Origin of the sequence: Mesorhizobium sp. B2-7-2, from assembly GCF_006440775.1 — a bacterium.
Lineage (GTDB): Bacteria > Pseudomonadota > Alphaproteobacteria > Rhizobiales > Rhizobiaceae > Mesorhizobium.
Genome location: NZ_VFTZ01000002.1, coordinates 341,231 through 357,088 on the forward strand (window position 1 = coordinate 341,231; position 15,858 = coordinate 357,088).

15 protein-coding genes are annotated in these 15,858 nt (G+C 64.0%); 2 read left to right on the top strand and 13 right to left on the bottom strand.

All coding sequences use genetic code 11. The features are described from left to right. Positions 1-98: 98 nt before the first annotated feature. The 10 genes from FJ425_RS04445 to FJ425_RS04490 all read right to left on the bottom strand — a co-directional run bounded on the left by FJ425_RS04445 (position 99) and on the right by FJ425_RS04490 (position 13,152). A complete protein-coding gene (locus tag FJ425_RS04445; RefSeq protein ID WP_140722044.1) occupies positions 99-1,622 on the bottom strand; it encodes a S8 family serine peptidase in 1,524 nt (507 codons plus the stop codon). Continuing rightward, a complete protein-coding gene (locus tag FJ425_RS04450; RefSeq protein WP_140722047.1) occupies positions 1,612-2,277 on the bottom strand; it encodes an anti-sigma factor in 666 nt (221 codons plus the stop codon). The genes FJ425_RS04445 and FJ425_RS04450 overlap by 11 nt, the downstream gene beginning before the upstream one ends. After that, positions 2,274-2,840: a sigma-70 family RNA polymerase sigma factor gene (locus FJ425_RS04455; RefSeq protein ID WP_140628633.1), complete on the bottom strand. Its 567-nt coding sequence runs from the start codon at positions 2,838-2,840 to the stop codon at positions 2,274-2,276. Before FJ425_RS04455 ends, FJ425_RS04450 begins: the two co-directional genes overlap by 4 nt. Positions 2,841-3,121: 281 nt before the next feature. Then, complete coding sequence (locus tag FJ425_RS04460) at positions 3,122-3,961, bottom strand: alkaline phosphatase family protein (protein ID WP_140722050.1); 840 nt, start codon at positions 3,959-3,961, stop codon at positions 3,122-3,124. Positions 3,962-4,036: 75 nt separating this feature from the next. Continuing rightward, positions 4,037-5,626 (bottom strand): ABC transporter substrate-binding protein, encoded by a 1,590-nt coding sequence (locus FJ425_RS04465; RefSeq protein ID WP_140722053.1) that lies wholly within the window; start codon positions 5,624-5,626, stop codon positions 4,037-4,039. 179 nt (positions 5,627-5,805) lie between these two features. Beyond that, on the bottom strand, positions 5,806-7,461 hold the full coding sequence (locus tag FJ425_RS04470; RefSeq protein WP_181170609.1) for an ABC transporter ATP-binding protein: 1,656 nt from the start codon (positions 7,459-7,461) through the stop codon (positions 5,806-5,808). Positions 7,462-7,490: 29 nt separating this feature from the next. Beyond that, positions 7,491-8,312: an ABC transporter permease gene (locus tag FJ425_RS04475; protein ID WP_140722056.1), complete on the bottom strand. Its 822-nt coding sequence runs from the start codon at positions 8,310-8,312 to the stop codon at positions 7,491-7,493. Between the two features lie 58 nt (positions 8,313-8,370). Continuing rightward, positions 8,371-9,330: an ABC transporter permease gene (locus tag FJ425_RS04480; protein WP_140722059.1), complete on the bottom strand. Its 960-nt coding sequence runs from the start codon at positions 9,328-9,330 to the stop codon at positions 8,371-8,373. Between the two features lie 99 nt (positions 9,331-9,429). Further along, positions 9,430-11,019: an ABC transporter substrate-binding protein gene (locus FJ425_RS04485; RefSeq protein WP_140628650.1), complete on the bottom strand. Its 1,590-nt coding sequence runs from the start codon at positions 11,017-11,019 to the stop codon at positions 9,430-9,432. Between the two features lie 147 nt (positions 11,020-11,166). Then, on the bottom strand, positions 11,167-13,152 hold the full coding sequence (locus FJ425_RS04490; protein ID WP_140722062.1) for a CocE/NonD family hydrolase: 1,986 nt from the start codon (positions 13,150-13,152) through the stop codon (positions 11,167-11,169). A 185-nt stretch (positions 13,153-13,337) separates the two neighbouring features. Between FJ425_RS04490 and FJ425_RS04495 the strand changes: the two genes are divergently transcribed. Then, positions 13,338-13,592 carry a BrnT family toxin gene (locus FJ425_RS04495; RefSeq protein ID WP_140545083.1) on the top strand — a complete coding sequence of 85 codons (255 nt, stop codon included), beginning with the start codon at positions 13,338-13,340 and terminating at the stop codon, positions 13,590-13,592. Beyond that, positions 13,579-13,890: a BrnA antitoxin family protein gene (locus tag FJ425_RS04500; RefSeq protein ID WP_140545081.1), complete on the top strand. Its 312-nt coding sequence runs from the start codon at positions 13,579-13,581 to the stop codon at positions 13,888-13,890. The genes FJ425_RS04495 and FJ425_RS04500 overlap by 14 nt, the downstream gene beginning before the upstream one ends. A 10-nt stretch (positions 13,891-13,900) precedes the next feature. On the opposite strand, the gene FJ425_RS04505 is transcribed toward FJ425_RS04500, so the two are convergent. The 3 genes from FJ425_RS04505 to FJ425_RS04515 are packed head-to-tail and all read right to left on the bottom strand — an operon-like array spanning position 13,901 to position 15,858. Then, positions 13,901-14,494 carry a nucleoside deaminase gene (locus FJ425_RS04505; RefSeq protein WP_140722065.1) on the bottom strand — a complete coding sequence of 198 codons (594 nt, stop codon included), beginning with the start codon at positions 14,492-14,494 and terminating at the stop codon, positions 13,901-13,903. 15 nt (positions 14,495-14,509) lie between these two features. Further along, positions 14,510-15,001 carry an ureidoglycolate lyase gene (locus FJ425_RS04510; protein WP_140722069.1) on the bottom strand — a complete coding sequence of 164 codons (492 nt, stop codon included), beginning with the start codon at positions 14,999-15,001 and terminating at the stop codon, positions 14,510-14,512. Next, positions 14,998-15,858 carry a bifunctional allantoicase/(S)-ureidoglycine aminohydrolase gene (locus tag FJ425_RS04515; RefSeq protein WP_140722072.1) on the bottom strand — a complete coding sequence of 287 codons (861 nt, stop codon included), beginning with the start codon at positions 15,856-15,858 and terminating at the stop codon, positions 14,998-15,000. Before FJ425_RS04515 ends, FJ425_RS04510 begins: the two co-directional genes overlap by 4 nt.

Genomic DNA, 15,858 nt, shown 5'->3' on the forward strand with positions numbered 1-15,858 from the left:
GGCAAACCTACGCAAGATAGACCGGCACTGCCTGCCGGTCTCGGCCGTCGACGGCAAGTCGGTTGATTGAGTTTGACCCTGACGCAGGTTGCCCAAACTCACTCCTTCGCCGCTCCAGCCGCCGTGATGTCCAGCAGCCCATAGCCGAAGTCATTGTCGCGCCCCTTCGGGCCAAGATCCTTGGCCGTGGCCGCCAGCGCCTTCTCGATGTCGTCGGCCGAGCGGTCGGGCGCGGCGTGGATCAGGTTGGCGATGGCGCCGGACACGATCGCGGCGGCGAAGGAGGTGCCGGTCACCACGTCCGAGCCGGCGCCGCTCGGCGCCACCATTTCGACGCCCGGCGCCGAGATGAAGACATAGGCGCCGCGATTGGCCTGCGGCATCAGCCCGTCTTTGGCGTCGGTGGCGGTCACGGCGATCACGCTGTCGAAGGCGGCCGGATAGCCGTAGGGTGCCTTCGGCCCGTTGTTGCCGGCGGCGGCCACCAGCGCGATGCCCGCCGCCCGCGCATTGCGGCAGGCAGTGCCGAGCAGGTCGTTCTTCGGCCCAACGAAGCTCATATTGATGATGCGTACATCGTGGCTTGCCGCCCAATCGAGCGCCGACAGGATGACGTCCATGGTCGACTTGCCGCCTTCGAAGGCGCGCGCGTGGTAGATTTTAGCGCCCGGCGCCATGCCTTCCAGCGGACCGACACCCGCAATCAGTCCGTCGACCGAGGTGCCGTGGTCGCGCTTCTCGATCGGCACGTTGGGCATGGCATCATATTGGCCGGCGATGACGCCGGCGAGCGCCGGGTTGGTGTCGTCGATGCCGGTGTCGATGACGGCGACCCGCACATTCTCGCCGCTCGCCTGCTTGGCATCGAGCGCGATGCGCTCGAAGGCATAGTTGACGATGCCCGCCGCCTGTTGCAGCGAATAGATATGGTTGGGCTCGCGCCGCTGCGTGCGCCCATCGGCTGCCAGCTGCGCCAGCACCACGCCGACCGGCCGCCCGTCGGTGATGCCGAAGCGCACCAAAGTGGTGCCGAGCAGCAGCGACTGGCGCTGCGAGCGAACCTGCAGGCCGAAGGAATTGGCGATCTGCTGCACCACGCCGGCATTGCCCTCGACCGTCACCAGCACCTCGTCGGGCACGAATTCGCCGCTGATCGCGCGCGGCGGTTCGGCAAGGTTGAGGCCCTGCGGCACCGTGACAGGCCCGCTCGGCGTCGGAGCGGGTGGCGGCGTGTTGCTGGAACCGTTCGATGACGATGTTCCGTTCGCCGGCGTTTGCGGGGCGGCGCCCGCCGAGGGATTCGGGAACAGGTCGACGATCAGCGCCGGCAGGAACACCGCGCCGCCCGTGGCCGTGCCCGGCGTCGCGTCGCTGTTCCTGGCGCCGCCGTCCTTGTCGCAGCCGCCGGCCGACGTCGTGCGGTCCAGGCAATCGAGCTGTTTTTGCGTCAGGTTCGGATCGTTGGTCTGCGCGGAGGCAGGCGCGGCGACAAATGCCGCCGCCGCAAGGAGCGCCGCATGCAGAATGACTCTCAGCCTCGACGCAATTCCGGACGGAAGGCTACGGCGAAGTCGCCGAGCCCGACCACGGCGCACTTTTCCTGGAATTGCTTTAGCCGCCATCGGCCGGTTTCCTTCCCTGCACCACAGCCTCCGCGAAAGGCTGGGCGGCAATGAGGCCGACGAGCTTGTCGTAATCGGCCGCCGTGCTGGCCGGAATCGTCAAGTGGAACACGCCGTCGGCGGTCGGACCGCCGGCGATCTTCAACCCGTTCTGGTCGAGGAAGGCGGCGATATCGGCCATTTTGGCATCCGGCTTGAACTTGACCAGCGCGAAAGGCAGCTTCGCCAGATCGTCCTGGGTGCCGGCCACCTCGAACTCGTTGCCCTTGCCGCCCGGCTGCTCGAAGGACTGCACGATGACCAGCGCAAGCAGCGCCGCGGCAGCCGCCCAGGCGACACCGGCAGGCATTGCCGTCACCCGGCCGAAGACTCTTGCCAGCCAGGATTGGCCGGGCGTGCGCACCGGACCGGCCTCGGCATCGAGCGCCTTGGAGAAGCGGGAGAACGCGTCGGCGGGCGGCCGGATCGCCTCGTTGGCGGCCGCGGTGCCTGAGAACTCGGCCTCCGCTTCGCCAAGCGCATTCATCGCCGCCGGATCGGTGGCCAGCCACTCCTCGACGGCCTCCAGCTCGGCGCCTTCCAACGAGCCGTTCAGGTAGAACGGCAGCAGCGTTTCCATCTCGTCGCGACGCGACATCTTTTCAGCAGCGCTCATGGCCAACCCCTGTCGTAACCGGCGGCCTTGAGGGCTTCGCCGAGTTTCTTGCGGGCGTAGAACATCCTGGTCTTGACGGTCGCGACCGGGATGTCGAGCACCTCGCCGATCTCGGTCACCGACTGGCCATGGTAATAGGCAAGGTCGATCACCGTGCGGTGTTCTTCCGGCAAGGCGTCGACGAAGCGCCGCAAGGCGGCGGCCTTGTCTTCCTTCATGGTCACGACTTCCGGCGTGTCGGCGCCGTCGGGAACTTGCGCCGCGTCGTCGTCGTCGATCCAGTCTTCCTTCTTCTTGCGCAGCATCGACAGCCCCTTGAAGCGGGCGATGCCGAGCAGCCATGTGGAAACTTCAGAGCGACCCTCGAAACTGGGCGCCTGTTTCCACAGCTCCAGAAAGACCTCATTCGCGATATCGTCGGCCATCATTTCCGATCCCGTCTGGCGCGCCACGAAGCGGTAGATCCGCGCGTGGTGACGCATGAACAGGAGCCGGACGGCGGCCCGGTCGCCCTTCGCGACCCGGTCCACAAGCGCGCGATCGGTTTCCGTCGCCGCATTCATGGCCGGTTGAGCCGCCTGGCTCCTCGAAGCTCTGTCGTTGATCGGTCCAAAAAGGTTCACCCTCCGCCAAGGATTCTTTGGAGGCTAACTGAAGAAAGTGAGCGTTGCCAGAGGGCAGGGTTTCTCCTTCTCCCCCTGTGGGAGTAGGTGGCCGCGAAGCGGCCGGATGAGGGGTGCTCCAGGGAAAACCAGCGTCTCACTCCGCTGGAACACCCCTCATCCGTCTCGGCGCTGCGCGCCAATCCACCTTCTCCCACAAGGGGAGAAGGGAGAGGTGGCGCTTACCCCAAAAACACCTTCGCCTTCATCGTCTCTGGTATCGTCACGCGAAGCCGGCTCAGCACTGTCGGCGCGAGCTGCAGCTGGTCGAGCAGCGTGTCGGCCTCGGGCCCCTTCGCAGGTCCGAAATAATAGAGCGCGAAATCCTGCATCTCGTCGTCATGGCCGCCATGGTGGCCGCGGCCGGTCTGGCCATGGTCGGCCGTCACGATCACTTCATAGCCGGCTCGCCGCCATTGCGGCAGGAAGGCGGCGAGCATGCCGTCCATCGCGTAGCAGGCATGGTCCATCTCGTGGCAGTCATGGCCGAAGCGATGGCCCATCGAGTCCAGCGTGCAGGTGTGGAGGATGCCGTAATCGATGCCGTGGCGTTTGGTCAGCATCGTCAGCATCGCGAACAGGTCGACGTCGCTTGGCGTCATCTGGTTCTTGAGATTGTAGCCGGTCATGGTGTGGAAGCGGCCATGCGTGATCGGCCCGCCTGGCTCATCGAACTCCATGTCCTCGATAAGGTCGAACGGGTACGAGCGGAAGAATTCCGACCAGTAGGAATGGGTCACCGCGCCCGTCTTGCCGCCGGCCTTGCTCACTTCCGAGAAGATGTCCGGCTGGGTGACGCGAAAGCGGGTCTCGTTGGCAAGGATGCCATGTATCTGCGGCGAAACACCGGTGTGGATCGAGGCGTAGCAGCAAGCGGAGGTCGACGGCAGCACCGAGCGCATCTTCCACACCTGCGCCTCGCCCGACTGCGCCCAGCCTTCGAGATTGCCCATCAACCGGCGCCAGTTCCGGTAGGGCACGCCGTCGAGGATGATGAGCAGCAGTTTGGATTTGAGCGGCACGGCGGTTCTCATGCATCGAAAACAGAAGCGCCGCGTGTCGCGTGGACACGCGGCGCTGCTTTGGATAGCTTGATATCAGGCGTTCAGCCAGCACTCGTTGAGCGCATAGCCGTCCATCATCTCGCCATTCGGGTTCTTCACCCAGCCGCCGATCTTCTTGGTGTTGGCGGCGTCGACGAACTGGTTGAAGAACGGCACGATCAGGCCGCCTTCGTCGCGCATCAGCATTGCCATGTCGCGATAGATCGTCTTGCGCTTGGCCTGGTCCAGCTCGGCGCGCGCCGTATAGAGCATCTTGTCGAATTCGGGCCGCTTGAAGCGCGTGTCGTTCCAGTCGGCGGTCGACAGATAGCCGGTGGAATACATCTGGCCCTGCGTCGGCCGGCCGCCCCAGTAGGAGAGCGAGAAGGGCTGCTTGTTCCACACTTCCGACCAGTAGCCGTCGCCCGGCTCGCGCTTGATCTCTATCTTGATGCCGGCCTTGGCGCAGGACTGCTGATAAAGCTGGGCGGCGTCCACGGCGCCGGGGAAGGCGACGTCGGAGGTACGCAGCAGGATCGAGCCGCTATGGCCCGACTTCTTGTAGGCCGCCGCCGCTTTTTCGGGGTCGAACTTGCGCTGCTCGATATCGGCGGAAAACAGCGGATAGGCTTCGTTGACCGGGAAGTCATTGCCGACCGAGCCATAGCCGCGCAGGATCTTGTCCAGCATCTCCTCGCGGTCCATCGCGAGCTTGAGCGCCATCCTGAGGTCGTTATTGTCGAAGGGCGCGGTGTCGCAGAACATGTTGAACGGGTAATAGCCGCGCCCGGCGACATTCTCGATGCTGACGCCCGGCATGCGTTTCACCAGATCGACCACCTTGGGCTCGACGCGGTTGATGAGATGCACCTGGGTGCCCTGCAGCGCCGCGAGCCTGGCCGTCGGGTCGTTGATCACGACGATCTCGATCTGATCGGCATGGCCTGCCTTGTCGCCGCGCCAGTAATTGGCGAAGCGCTCGCCGCCATGCTTCACGCCGGGCTGGTTGACGGCAACCTTGTACGGCCCGGCGCCGATGCCGGCATTCGGGTTATCCTTGCCGCCATTCGGCTGGATGACCAGGTGGTAGTCGGCCATCAGATAGGGGAAGTCGGCATCGGCGTCGCCGAGCGTCACCACCACGTCCTTGCCGTCGGCCTTGATGGTCTTGATGTTCTTCAGAACGCCGAGCGCGCCGGACTTCGACTTCTCGTCGGCGTGGCGCTCGAGCGTCGCGACGACATCCTCCGCGCTCACCGTCTTGCCGTTGTGGAATTCGATGCCGTCGCGGATCTTCATCGTCCAGGTCTTGGCGTCGGCCGAAGCGCCGATCTCCTCGGCGATCAGGTTCTCGACACCGCCTTCCGGGGTCAGCCGCACGAGGAATTCGCCCCACTGCTTGCAGAAGTTGTAGGTTACCTGGCTGAGATTCAGCGCCGGATCGAGGCTGTTGGTCGATTCGCCGCCCTGCAGGCCGGCCCTGATGATGCCGCCCTTTACGGGCGTCGCGGCAAAAGCCTTGCCGGCAAGCGTCGTGGCCAGTGCCGCCGAAGCGCCAAGTGCTGCCGCACGGCCGAGGAAATCGCGCCGCGAGATCCTGCCCTTGCCGGCGAGTGCGGCGAGATGGTCGAGTTCCGTCTGCATGTCCTGCCCCCTTTTTGAGATTGATGCCGCGAGCCCTATCTTGCCTGCAGCCGATCTTTCCTCTTCCGCATTGCAGCCGCATGACAACCGCCGCCCGGATGCTGACTTCTTGCGGGCTATCTCTTTGTTTTAACGCAATCCCGTGCGGAAAGCCGCTTAACGGCTCTACGGGAATTGCTTCAGTTTCCAGCGCTCGCCATGCGCCGGCCCTTGATCGCCTTCTCAAGCCAGCCGATCTCCATCTCCGGCACGGAAGACAGGAGAAGGTCCGTGTAGGCGTCGAAGGGCGGCGTCAGCACCTTGCTCTTGGCGCCGTAGCGCACCACCTCGCCGCGATACATCACCGCGATGGAATCGGCGATCGACTTAACCGTCGCCAGGTCGTGCGTGATGAACAAATAGGCGACCTTTTCATGCTGCTGCAGGTTCAGCAGAAGCTTGAGGATGCCGTGGGCGACCAGCGGGTCGAGCGCCGAGGTCACCTCGTCGCAGATGATCAGCTTCGGCTTGGCGGCCAGCGAGCGGGCAATGCAGACGCGCTGCTTCTGCCCGCCGGACAGCTCGGCCGGGTAGCGGTCGATAAAACCCTTGCCCATCTCGATCTCGTCGAGCAGCTCGGCGACGCGCTTGTCGCGCTCGCGGCCCTTCATGCCGAAATAGAACTCCAACGGCCGACCGATGATGGTGCCGACCGTTTGGCGCGGGTTCATCGCCACGTCAGCCATCTGGTAGATCATCTGCAGCTGGCGCAGATCTTCCTTCGGCCGGTCGGCCAGCCTGTTGGCGAGCGGCCTGCCGTCGAAGGTGACGGTGCCTTGCTCGGGCGGCAACAGGCCGGTGATGGCGCGCGCCAGCGTCGACTTGCCGGAACCGCTCTCGCCGACGACGGCCAGTGTCTGTGCTGGGTAGATATCGACCGAGACGTTCTTCAGAACCTTGACATGGCCGCCGCCATAGGCGGCGGTCACATTCTTCACCGACAGGAAGGGCGTTGTGCCGGGTTGCTGTTCCTGATGCTCGATCTCATGCACCGAAACCAGTGCGTTGGTGTATTCCTGGCGCGGCTCCTTGATGATCTGCTGCGTGCCGCCCCACTCCACCAGCCGGCCGTGGCGCAGCACCATGATCTCATCCGAGACCTGGGCGACGACGGCAAGGTCGTGGGTGATGTACAAGGCGGCAACATGGGTGTCGCGGATGGCGTCCTTGATCGCTGCAAGCACGTCGATCTGCGTCGTCACGTCGAGCGCCGTGGTCGGCTCGTCGAAGACGATGAGGTCGGGCTCCGAGCAAAGCGCCATCGCCGTCATCACGCGCTGCAACTGGCCGCCGGAAACCTGGTGCGGGTAGCGCTCGCCGATCGTCTCGGGATTGGGCAGGCTGAGCTTCTTGAACAACGCGACCGCCCGCTTCTCGGCCTCGGCACGGTTCGCGGTGCCGTGCAGCAGGGCCGCTTCGACCACCTGGTCGATCAGCTTGTGCGCCGGATTGAACGCCGCCGCCGCCGACTGCGCGACATAGCACACCTCGCGTCCGCGCAGCGCCCGCACGCCTCTTGGTCCGGCCTTCATGATGTCGCGGCCGTTGAGGATCACCTCGCCGCCGGTGATGCGCACGCCGCCGCGGCCATAGGCCATGGACGACAGGCCGATGGTTGATTTGCCGGCGCCGGATTCGCCGATCAGGCCGAGCACCTTGCCCTTTTCGAGCGTCAGCGAGACATCGTGGACCAGCGTGATGGTCTTCGGCGCCTCGCCTGGCGGATAGACGGTCGCCTCGATGCGCAGGTTGCGGATGTCGAGGAGCTTGCCTGAGCCTGCCTGCCCGTCGGCCATCGGCCGCGTCTTCGCCTGCTTGTCAGCCATCAGCCGCGTCCTCCCTTCAGGCTCGTCGTGCGGTTGAGCACCCAGTCGGCGACGAGGTTGACCGAGATCGCCAGCACCGCGATCGCAGCCGCCGGGATCAGCGCCGCCGGAATGCCGAACACGATGCCGTCCTTGTTTTCCTTGACCATGCCGCCCCAGTCCGAATCCGGCGGCTGCACGCCAAGGCCGAGGAAGGACAGCGCCGACAGGAAGAGCACGGCGAAGATGAAGCGCACGCCAAGCTCCGCCACCAGCGGCGACAGCGCGTTGGGCAGGATCTCGCGGAAGATGATCCAGGCCTTGCCTTCGCCGCGCAGCTTGGCCGCCTCGACGAAGTCCATGACGTTGATGTCGACGGCCACCGCGCGGGACAGGCGATAGACGCGGGTCGAATCGAGGATGCCCATGACGAGGATCAGGGTCAGCGCATTGGTCGGCAGCACGGAAAGCACGACGAGGCCGAAGATCAGCGTCGGGATCGACATCAAAAGATCGACGAAGCGTGACATCAGCGTGTCGAACCAGCCGCCGAACACCGCGGCCGAGAAGCCGAGGATCGCGCCCAGCGAGAAGGACAGTGCCGTCGCCGCCACCGCGATCTCCATGGTGATGCGCGCGCCGTAGATCATGCGCGAGATGAGATCGCGGCCGAGATTGTCGGTGCCAAGCCAATGGGCGGCAGACATCGGCTCCCAGACGTCGCCGACGATCTCGCCATTGCCGTGCGGCGCGACCCAGGGCGCGAAGATGGCGCAGAACGCGAAAGCGCCGGTCAGGATCAGCCCCACCCAGGCGGTTATCGGGATTTGTCGTAGCGCCATTCGCCTCAGTTCCCCTTCTGGTCGTCTTGCATCCGGCCCGTCATTTCGAATGCTCCCGTCACTTCGGATGCCTCAGCCGCGGATTGGCCACGATCGCGGCGATGTCGGCGACGATGTTGAGCGTGATGTAGACCGCGGCGAAGATCAGGCCGACCGCCTGCACCACCGGCACGTCGCGCTTGGCGACATGGTCGACCAGATACTGCCCCATGCCCGGATAGACGAAGATCACTTCGACCACGACAACGCCGACGATGAGATAGGCGAGGTTGAGCATGACGACGTTGACGACCGGCGCGATCGCGTTCGGGAATGCATGCTTGCGGATGATGTCGAAGGCCTTCAGCCCCTTGAGCTCGGCCGTCTCGATATAGGCCGACTGCATAACGTTGAGGATCGCCGCGCGCGTCATGCGCATCATGTGGGCAAGCACCACCAGCGTCAGCGCCGTGGCCGGCAGCACCACGGCCTGCAGCCTTTCCAGGAACGGCGTGGAGTCATCCACCGTCGAGATGCTCGGGAAGATCTGCCAGTGCACGGCAAACACGAAGATCAGCACATAGCCGATGAAGAATTCCGGGAATGATGTCGAGGCCAGCGCGAGGCCGGAGATCAGCTTGTCGACGAAGCCGTTGCGATAGCGCACCGCAATGAGGCCGAGGACGATCGCCAGCGGCACCGCGACGACCGCCGCGCAGGTCGCCAGGAACAGCGTGTTCTTCAGCCGGGTGCCGATCGAGGTCGCGATGTCCAGTCCGCTCGACTGCGCCGTGCCGAAATCGCCATGCAGGATGCCCCAGAGCCAGTGCACGTAGCGCAGCCATGCCGGGTCGTTCAGCCCGAGCTGCTCGCGCAGGTTCGCCAGCGCCTCCGGCGTCGCCGATTGGCCGAGGATCGCCTGGGCGACGTCGCCCGGCAGGATCTGCGTGCCGGCAAAGATAAGCACCGAAACAGCCAAAAGAAGAACCAGGCCCAGCAAGACGCGCTGAGCGACCAATCTCAGGATCGGAGACGACATCGGCAACCCGCAATGGTGAAGAAGGGACGACGCCCGCCTTTCGGGCGGGTCATGAAAACGGAGAAGGGCCGGCTTGCGCCAGCCCTCCCTTACCCTTCATCAGGCCTGCAGCCAGCACTCGATCAGCGCATGGCCGTTGCTGAGTTCCTGCGCCGGGTTGTCGACCCAGCCTTCGACGCCCTTGCCGGTCGCGTCGACGAACTGGTTGAAGAACGGAACGATCAGGCCGCCTTCGTCGCGCATGATCTCGCCCATGTCGCGGTAGATCTTCTTGCGCTTGGCTTCGTCGAGCTCGCCGCGCGCCGCAAGTACCATCTTGTCGAAATCCGGGCGCTTCCAGCGGGTGTCGTTCCAGTCGGCGGTCGACAGATAGGCGGTCGAGTACATCTGGTCCTGGGTCGGACGGCCGCCCCAGTAGGACAGCGAGAAAGGCTGCTTGTTCCAGACTTCGGTCCAGTAGCCGTCGCCCGGCTCGCGCTTGATCTCGATCTTGATGCCGGCTTTGGCGCAGCTCTGCTGATAAAGCTGAGCGGCGTCCACGGCGCCCGGGAAGGCGACGTCGGAGGTGCGCAGCAGGATCGAGCCGCTATGGCCCGACTTCTTGTAGGCCGCGGCCGCCTTTTCCGGATCGAACTTGCGCTGCTCGAAATCGCCTGCAAACAGCGGGTAGGCCTTGTTGACCGGCATGTCGTTGCCGACTTCGCCGTAACCGCGCAGGATCTTGGTCAGCATCTCCTCGCGGTCCATGGCGAGCTTCAGCGCCATCCTGAGATCGTTGTTGTCGAAGGGCGCGGTGTCGCAGAACATGTTGAAGGGATAGAAGCCGCGGCCCGAAGCGGCGCGGATGGTGACGCCGGGCAGCCGCTTGACCAGATCGACGATCTTCGGCTCGACGCGGTTGATCATGTTGACCTGGCCGCCCTGGAGCGCGGCCATGCGCGCCGTCGGGTCATTGACGACGACGATCTCGACCTGGTCGGCATGGCCGTATTTGTCGGCCTGCCAGTAATTGGCGAAACGCTCGCCGCCATGTTTCACGCCGGGCTGGTTGGTGGTGACCTTGTACGGGCCGGTGCCGATGCCGGCATCCGGCTTGTCCATGCCGCCATTCGGCTGGATGATCAGGTGATAGTCCGCCATCAGGTAAGGCATGTCGGCGTTCGGGTCCTTCAGCGTGACCACGACATTGCCGCCATCGGCCTTGATGGTGTCGATGCTCTTCAGCACGCCCAGCGCGCCCGACTTGGACTTCTCGTCGCTGTGGCGCTTCAGCGTCGCCACCACGTCGTCCGGCGTCACTTCCTTGCCGTTGTGGAACTGGACGCCTTTGCGGATTTTCATCGTCCAGGTCTTGGCGTCGTCCGAAGAGCCGATCTCCTCGGCGATGAGATATTCGACGCCGCCGCCCGGAGCGAGCTCGACCAGCGTTTCGCCCCAGCATTTGCCGAAGGCGAAGGGAACCTGGCTGAGGAAGGTCGCCGGATCGAGGCTGTTGGTGGATTCACCGCCCTGCAGGCCGGCCTTCAGCGTGCCGCCCTTGACCGGGCCGGCGGCGCGCACGGCGTTGGAGAGCAACGAGTTGGCAACGGTGGCGGCGACGCCGAGCGCCGCGGCGCGCCCGAGAAAATCGCGACGGCTAAGTTTTCCGGCCGCGACTCGCCGGCTGAGATAGTCGAGTTCGTTGGACATTAAGGTTCCTCACTCTGGATATCCGACCTTAGGGTCGTTCTTGCTATTGGAGGAGATAATGACCGTAAGGGAAAGCGGCAGGCAAGACCGAATGCGACATGCGGTGGCGTAAATCGCACGCCGCATTTGGACCAATCTTGCCTCGACTCAAACCAGCGAGCGGGGAATCGCCTGCTCGAAGTCGCGTTCGAAGACCAGCTTTTCGCCCTCATAGGCTTCGATTCTGGCGCTGACGATAAAGTTTGCGGCGTCCGATCGCATCTTGGCAAAAGTCTCGGTCCGCACCGACCATTCATCGCGCGACAGGGTCTGCGTCCAATGCGTGGCTCCGGTGGCCGACAGCGGGTCGTCGGGATGGATCGTCCATGTCTCGCGCACGATGCTGCCATTGACCAGCCCATGGTCGATGTCGCGCACCTCGCCGAAATCGTCGGTTATGGAGAGTGTGACCAGATCGGTCTTCTCGTCGCGATCGACATGACGTTCGGAATTCGCCTGCCTGATCGTCTCGGTCGCCCATGGCGTCGCGCCTTCCGGCTCGGGGAACGAAACCTCATCCCCTCTCGCCAGCGGACGCAGCGGCAGCCTCAGCGTCGCCTTGGCGAGATCAAGCCGCACCGGTTCCGGCGAGGGCCAGATCATCGGCCAGTAAGCGGTCGAAACGGCGATGCGCAATTTGTGGCCGGCCGGCACACGATAGGCGCATTGGTCGAGCACAACGCGCGCCGAAACCGTCTGCCCGGGAACCAACGGTTCGGGGAATTCATGCGAGTTGCGGTGCGTGAGATTGAGCACGCCATAGGAGATCAGCTCCGAGGCGCCGTCCGGATGCACATCGCAAAGCCGCACCGCGATGTTGGCCTGCGGCCGGTCGGAGGCAAGCCGGACGTCGAGCTCCGGCGCCCCGACTATGTCGATCGCTTCGCCGAGCTGCGGTTGGTCGAAGCACACCGACAGCGCATCGTCGGGGCGTTGGTCGCCCGGCAGTTCCGGCCCGAAGGTGAAGGGAAAATATTCGCCGCCGGCAAGTCCGCAGGTCTGCGGCGACGCGATGATCGACGGCTTGGCGCCGTCGGGGACGAGCTCGATCGTCTCAAGCTTGATGTTGGCCGACGGCCAGGTCTGCTCGGCCACCCAGCGGCCCGGCCGCTCGGGATGCCAGCGCGCCGGGCGCACACTGTCCATCACATAGGCGCGGTAGTTCGGATCGGTCTCGACGCCGGTTTCAGCGCCCTTCAGCCAGCGGTCCCACCAGCGCAGCGCTTCCTGCAGGAAGCCGATGGCCGGATTAGGCCCGGCGTAATGCGGGTATTTGTGGATCCAGGGACCGACGATACCTTTGACCGGCGACTCGATGTTGGTGACGAGATTGGAAATCGTGTTGCGGTAGCCGTCATGCCATCCGCCGATCGACAGCACGGCCGCTTTCACCGCCGAAAAATCCTCGCAGATCGAGCCGCGCTTCCAATAGGTGTCGCGATGCTGGTGGCTGAGCCAGAGCGGGAGGAGAAAAGACTGGTTCTCCAGCCGGCTAAGCCACAAATCCCGCCAGCGATTGCCGCCGGCAATCGCCGGATCCGGCGGCCGCGACGAATAGGACAGCATCGTCGAGGCCCAGCCGAAATTTTCCAAGAGCAGGCAGCCGCCCTTGTAGTGGATGTCGTCGGCATAGCGGTCGACGGTCGAGCATAGGCTGATCACCGCCTTCAGCGCGGGCGGCTGCTTGGCAGCCACCTGCAGGCAGTTGAAGCCGCCCCAGGAAATGCCCATCATGCCGACATTGCCGTTGCACCAGGGCTGCGCCGCCGCCCAGGCGATGACGTCGCAGGCGTCCTGCAATTCCTGCTCGGAATATTCGTCGTCCATCAGCCCTTCGGAATCGCCGTTGCCGCGCATGTCGACGCGGATCGAGGCGTAGCCGTGCCCGGCGAAATAGGGATGGGTGAGCTGGTCGCGAAAAATGGTGCCGTCGCGCTTGCGGTAGGGCAGGTGCTCGAGGATCGCCGGCACCGGATCGTCAGTCGCGTCCTGCGGCATCCAGACGCGCGCCGACAGCCGGCAGCCGTCCGGCATGACGATGCCCATATCGGGGAATTCGACGACCTTGCGGGGGAATTCGGTGACGGTTTTCATGGGGCGCATAACGCTCCGCGGTGCGAAGACTTTCAATCGCCATTCGCGACTGGAGCATCAAAAAATGCGACCTGGGTCGTTAGCGAACGCACCCTCCGATCATCCGGCTTTCTTGTATTTCTCGATTAATTTGTGTATTACGTTTATTCACGTGGCCCTGATGTAGACCGACTGGATGATCTCGCCTGAAAATCGTTTGGGATGAGCCAAAACGGGTGACGAACCTCGCAAGCCGGGGTCTCGACTTCGCTGATCTCGATATCGAATTTTTTGCCACGTCAATTGTCATCCCGGCCAAGGCCGGTCGGCTGAAGGCGATTGGAGAATTTGGAGAGATCATTCTCGCCGTGATCTTCAGGCCGCTTGGTTCCGAGGCGATCTCAGTGATCTCGATGCGTCATGCCAGCCGAAAGGAAAGGTCCGTGTATGAGCAACACTAAGTCACACATTCGGCGGCTTACCGATGCCGAGGAAGCCGAAATTCAAAGACAGATTGCTGCCGATCCCGAGGACGGGGAGGCGACCGACGAACAGTTGGCACAAGCCAAGCCTTTCGCGGAAGCGCTCCCGGAACTTTTCGAGAGCATAAGGCGTTCCCGTGGCCGACCGGCCCTGGAGAAACCAAAGCAAGTCGTCTCCATCCGCCTGGACCAGGACGTTGTCAGAAAATTCAAGGCGACCGGCAAGGGTTGGCAGGCACGGATAAATGAAGTGCTGAAAAACGCGAAGCTAAGGTAGGCCATACATTTCAGTTCAGCGGGATGTCGTTGTCGGCCTTGCTTGCCTGATAGGTGTCCGACAGCTCGTCATAGCGCGCCGCAATCCTGCCGATCCGAGCCTCCAGCCGCTGGCGCTCAGCCTCGGGCAAAGCCCTGACCAGCCGGCGGATGGAAAAACTCTTCCAATAGGCGTTCTCGGCATTGTAGCCGCCAGGATCGAGGGTGAAGACCTCTTTCAGGATCTTCAGGTCGTGAGGGATGGCAAAACTGTCGCGCGAATCCTCATGGCTGAAGAGGTAGTAGAAATTGTCGAAACCGGTCCAGGTGATCGCCGACAGGCAGAGCGAGCAGGGCTCGTGCGTGGCGACGAACAGCGCATCCTTGGTGTCGACGCGCTCGGCCTTGGGCATCTCGTAGAAGCGCTTCAGGCAATGCACCTCGCCATGCCAGAGCGGATTTTCCGTCTCGTTGTTGGTCTCGGCCAGCACCAGCGAGCGGTCATCCTTTCGCAGGATCGCGGCGCCGAACAGCTTGTTGCCATGGGCGACGCCTTGCGCCGTCTTCGGCATGATGTCGTGCTCGATCACATCGAGCAGGCGGTCGATCAGCGAAATGTCGGTCATGGGAATCGCGAGCTTTCAGTGAAGGTGGATCTCGTAGGGATGCGAGAAATAGAACTCTTCAAGATTGGAGCCGTCGCCACCGCGGTCGACGATGAGAAAATCCTGCTCCTCGCCGATCGGCGTCAGCACGCCGTGCCACAGGTTGCGGCGGTAGTTGATGCCTTGTCCGGGGCCGGCGAGAAAGGCATGCGGTTCACCCGGGCCGTCCTTCGTGTCATGGCAGACGACCACCAGGAACGGCCGCGGCGACAGCGGGATGAAGGCCTGGCTGCCGAGCGGATGGCGCTCGACCATGGTCAGCTTCAGCGGCATCTCATAGGGCGTGCCGCGCACCATCGAGATCAGCACGCGCGCGTTCGGGCCCGCAGCTTCCGCCGTGGCGAGGTCGTGATAGCGCATCGCCTTGCCGCCATTGATCGGGTAGCGGTTGTCGCCGCCCATGTCGATGACGTCGCCGAAGGGCGCGAAGTTTTCACGGGTGAGTGGCTGGGCGACAATGCGGCTCACCGCGCCTTGCCTCCAAGATAGCCGCCAAGCCTGGCGTGACGGTTGACATCCTTGTAGAGCAGGTAGCGGAAATTGCCGGGGCCGCCGGCATAGCAGGCCTGCGGACAGAAGGCGCGCAGCCACATGAAATCGCCGGCTTCGACCTCGACCCAGTCCTGGTTGAGGCGGTAGACCGCCTTGCCTTCGAGCACATAAAGCCCGTGCTCCATGACGTGGGTCTCTGCGAAGGGGATGACCGCGCCGGGCTTCAGCGTCACGATGGTGACATGCATGTCGTGGCGCATGTCGGCCGGGTCGACGAAGCGGGTCGTTGCCCAGCGCCCTTCGGTGCCCGGCATCGGGCTTGGCGCCACGTCCTGGTCGCTGGAGAAGAAGGCTTCCGGCGCATCGAGGCCGTCGACAGCCTCATAGGCCTTCCGGATCCAATGGAAGCGGGCAGCAGTGCCGCTCTCGTTGCGCACCGTCCAGCCGCTCGACGGCGGCAGGAAGGCAAAGCCGCCGGGGGCAAGCACATGTTTTTTGCCGGCGAGCGATACGGTGAGCTCGCCCTCGACGACGAACAGCACACCTTCGGCGCCGGCATCGAGTTCGGGCCGGTCGCTGCCGCCGCCCGGCAGGACTTCGACGATATATTGCGAGAAGGTCTCGGCGAAGCCGGAGAGAGGCCTTGCGATGATCCAGGCCCGCGTCTCGTCCCAGAACGGCAGTGGGCTGGTGACGATGTCCTGCATCACGCCTCTGGGGATGACCGCATAGGCCTCGGCGAAGACGGCGCGGCCGGTCAAAAGCTCGTTCTGGCCGGGATGGCCGCCATGCGGCGCATAATAGGTTCGCTCGGCAGTCTTGATCATATCCAT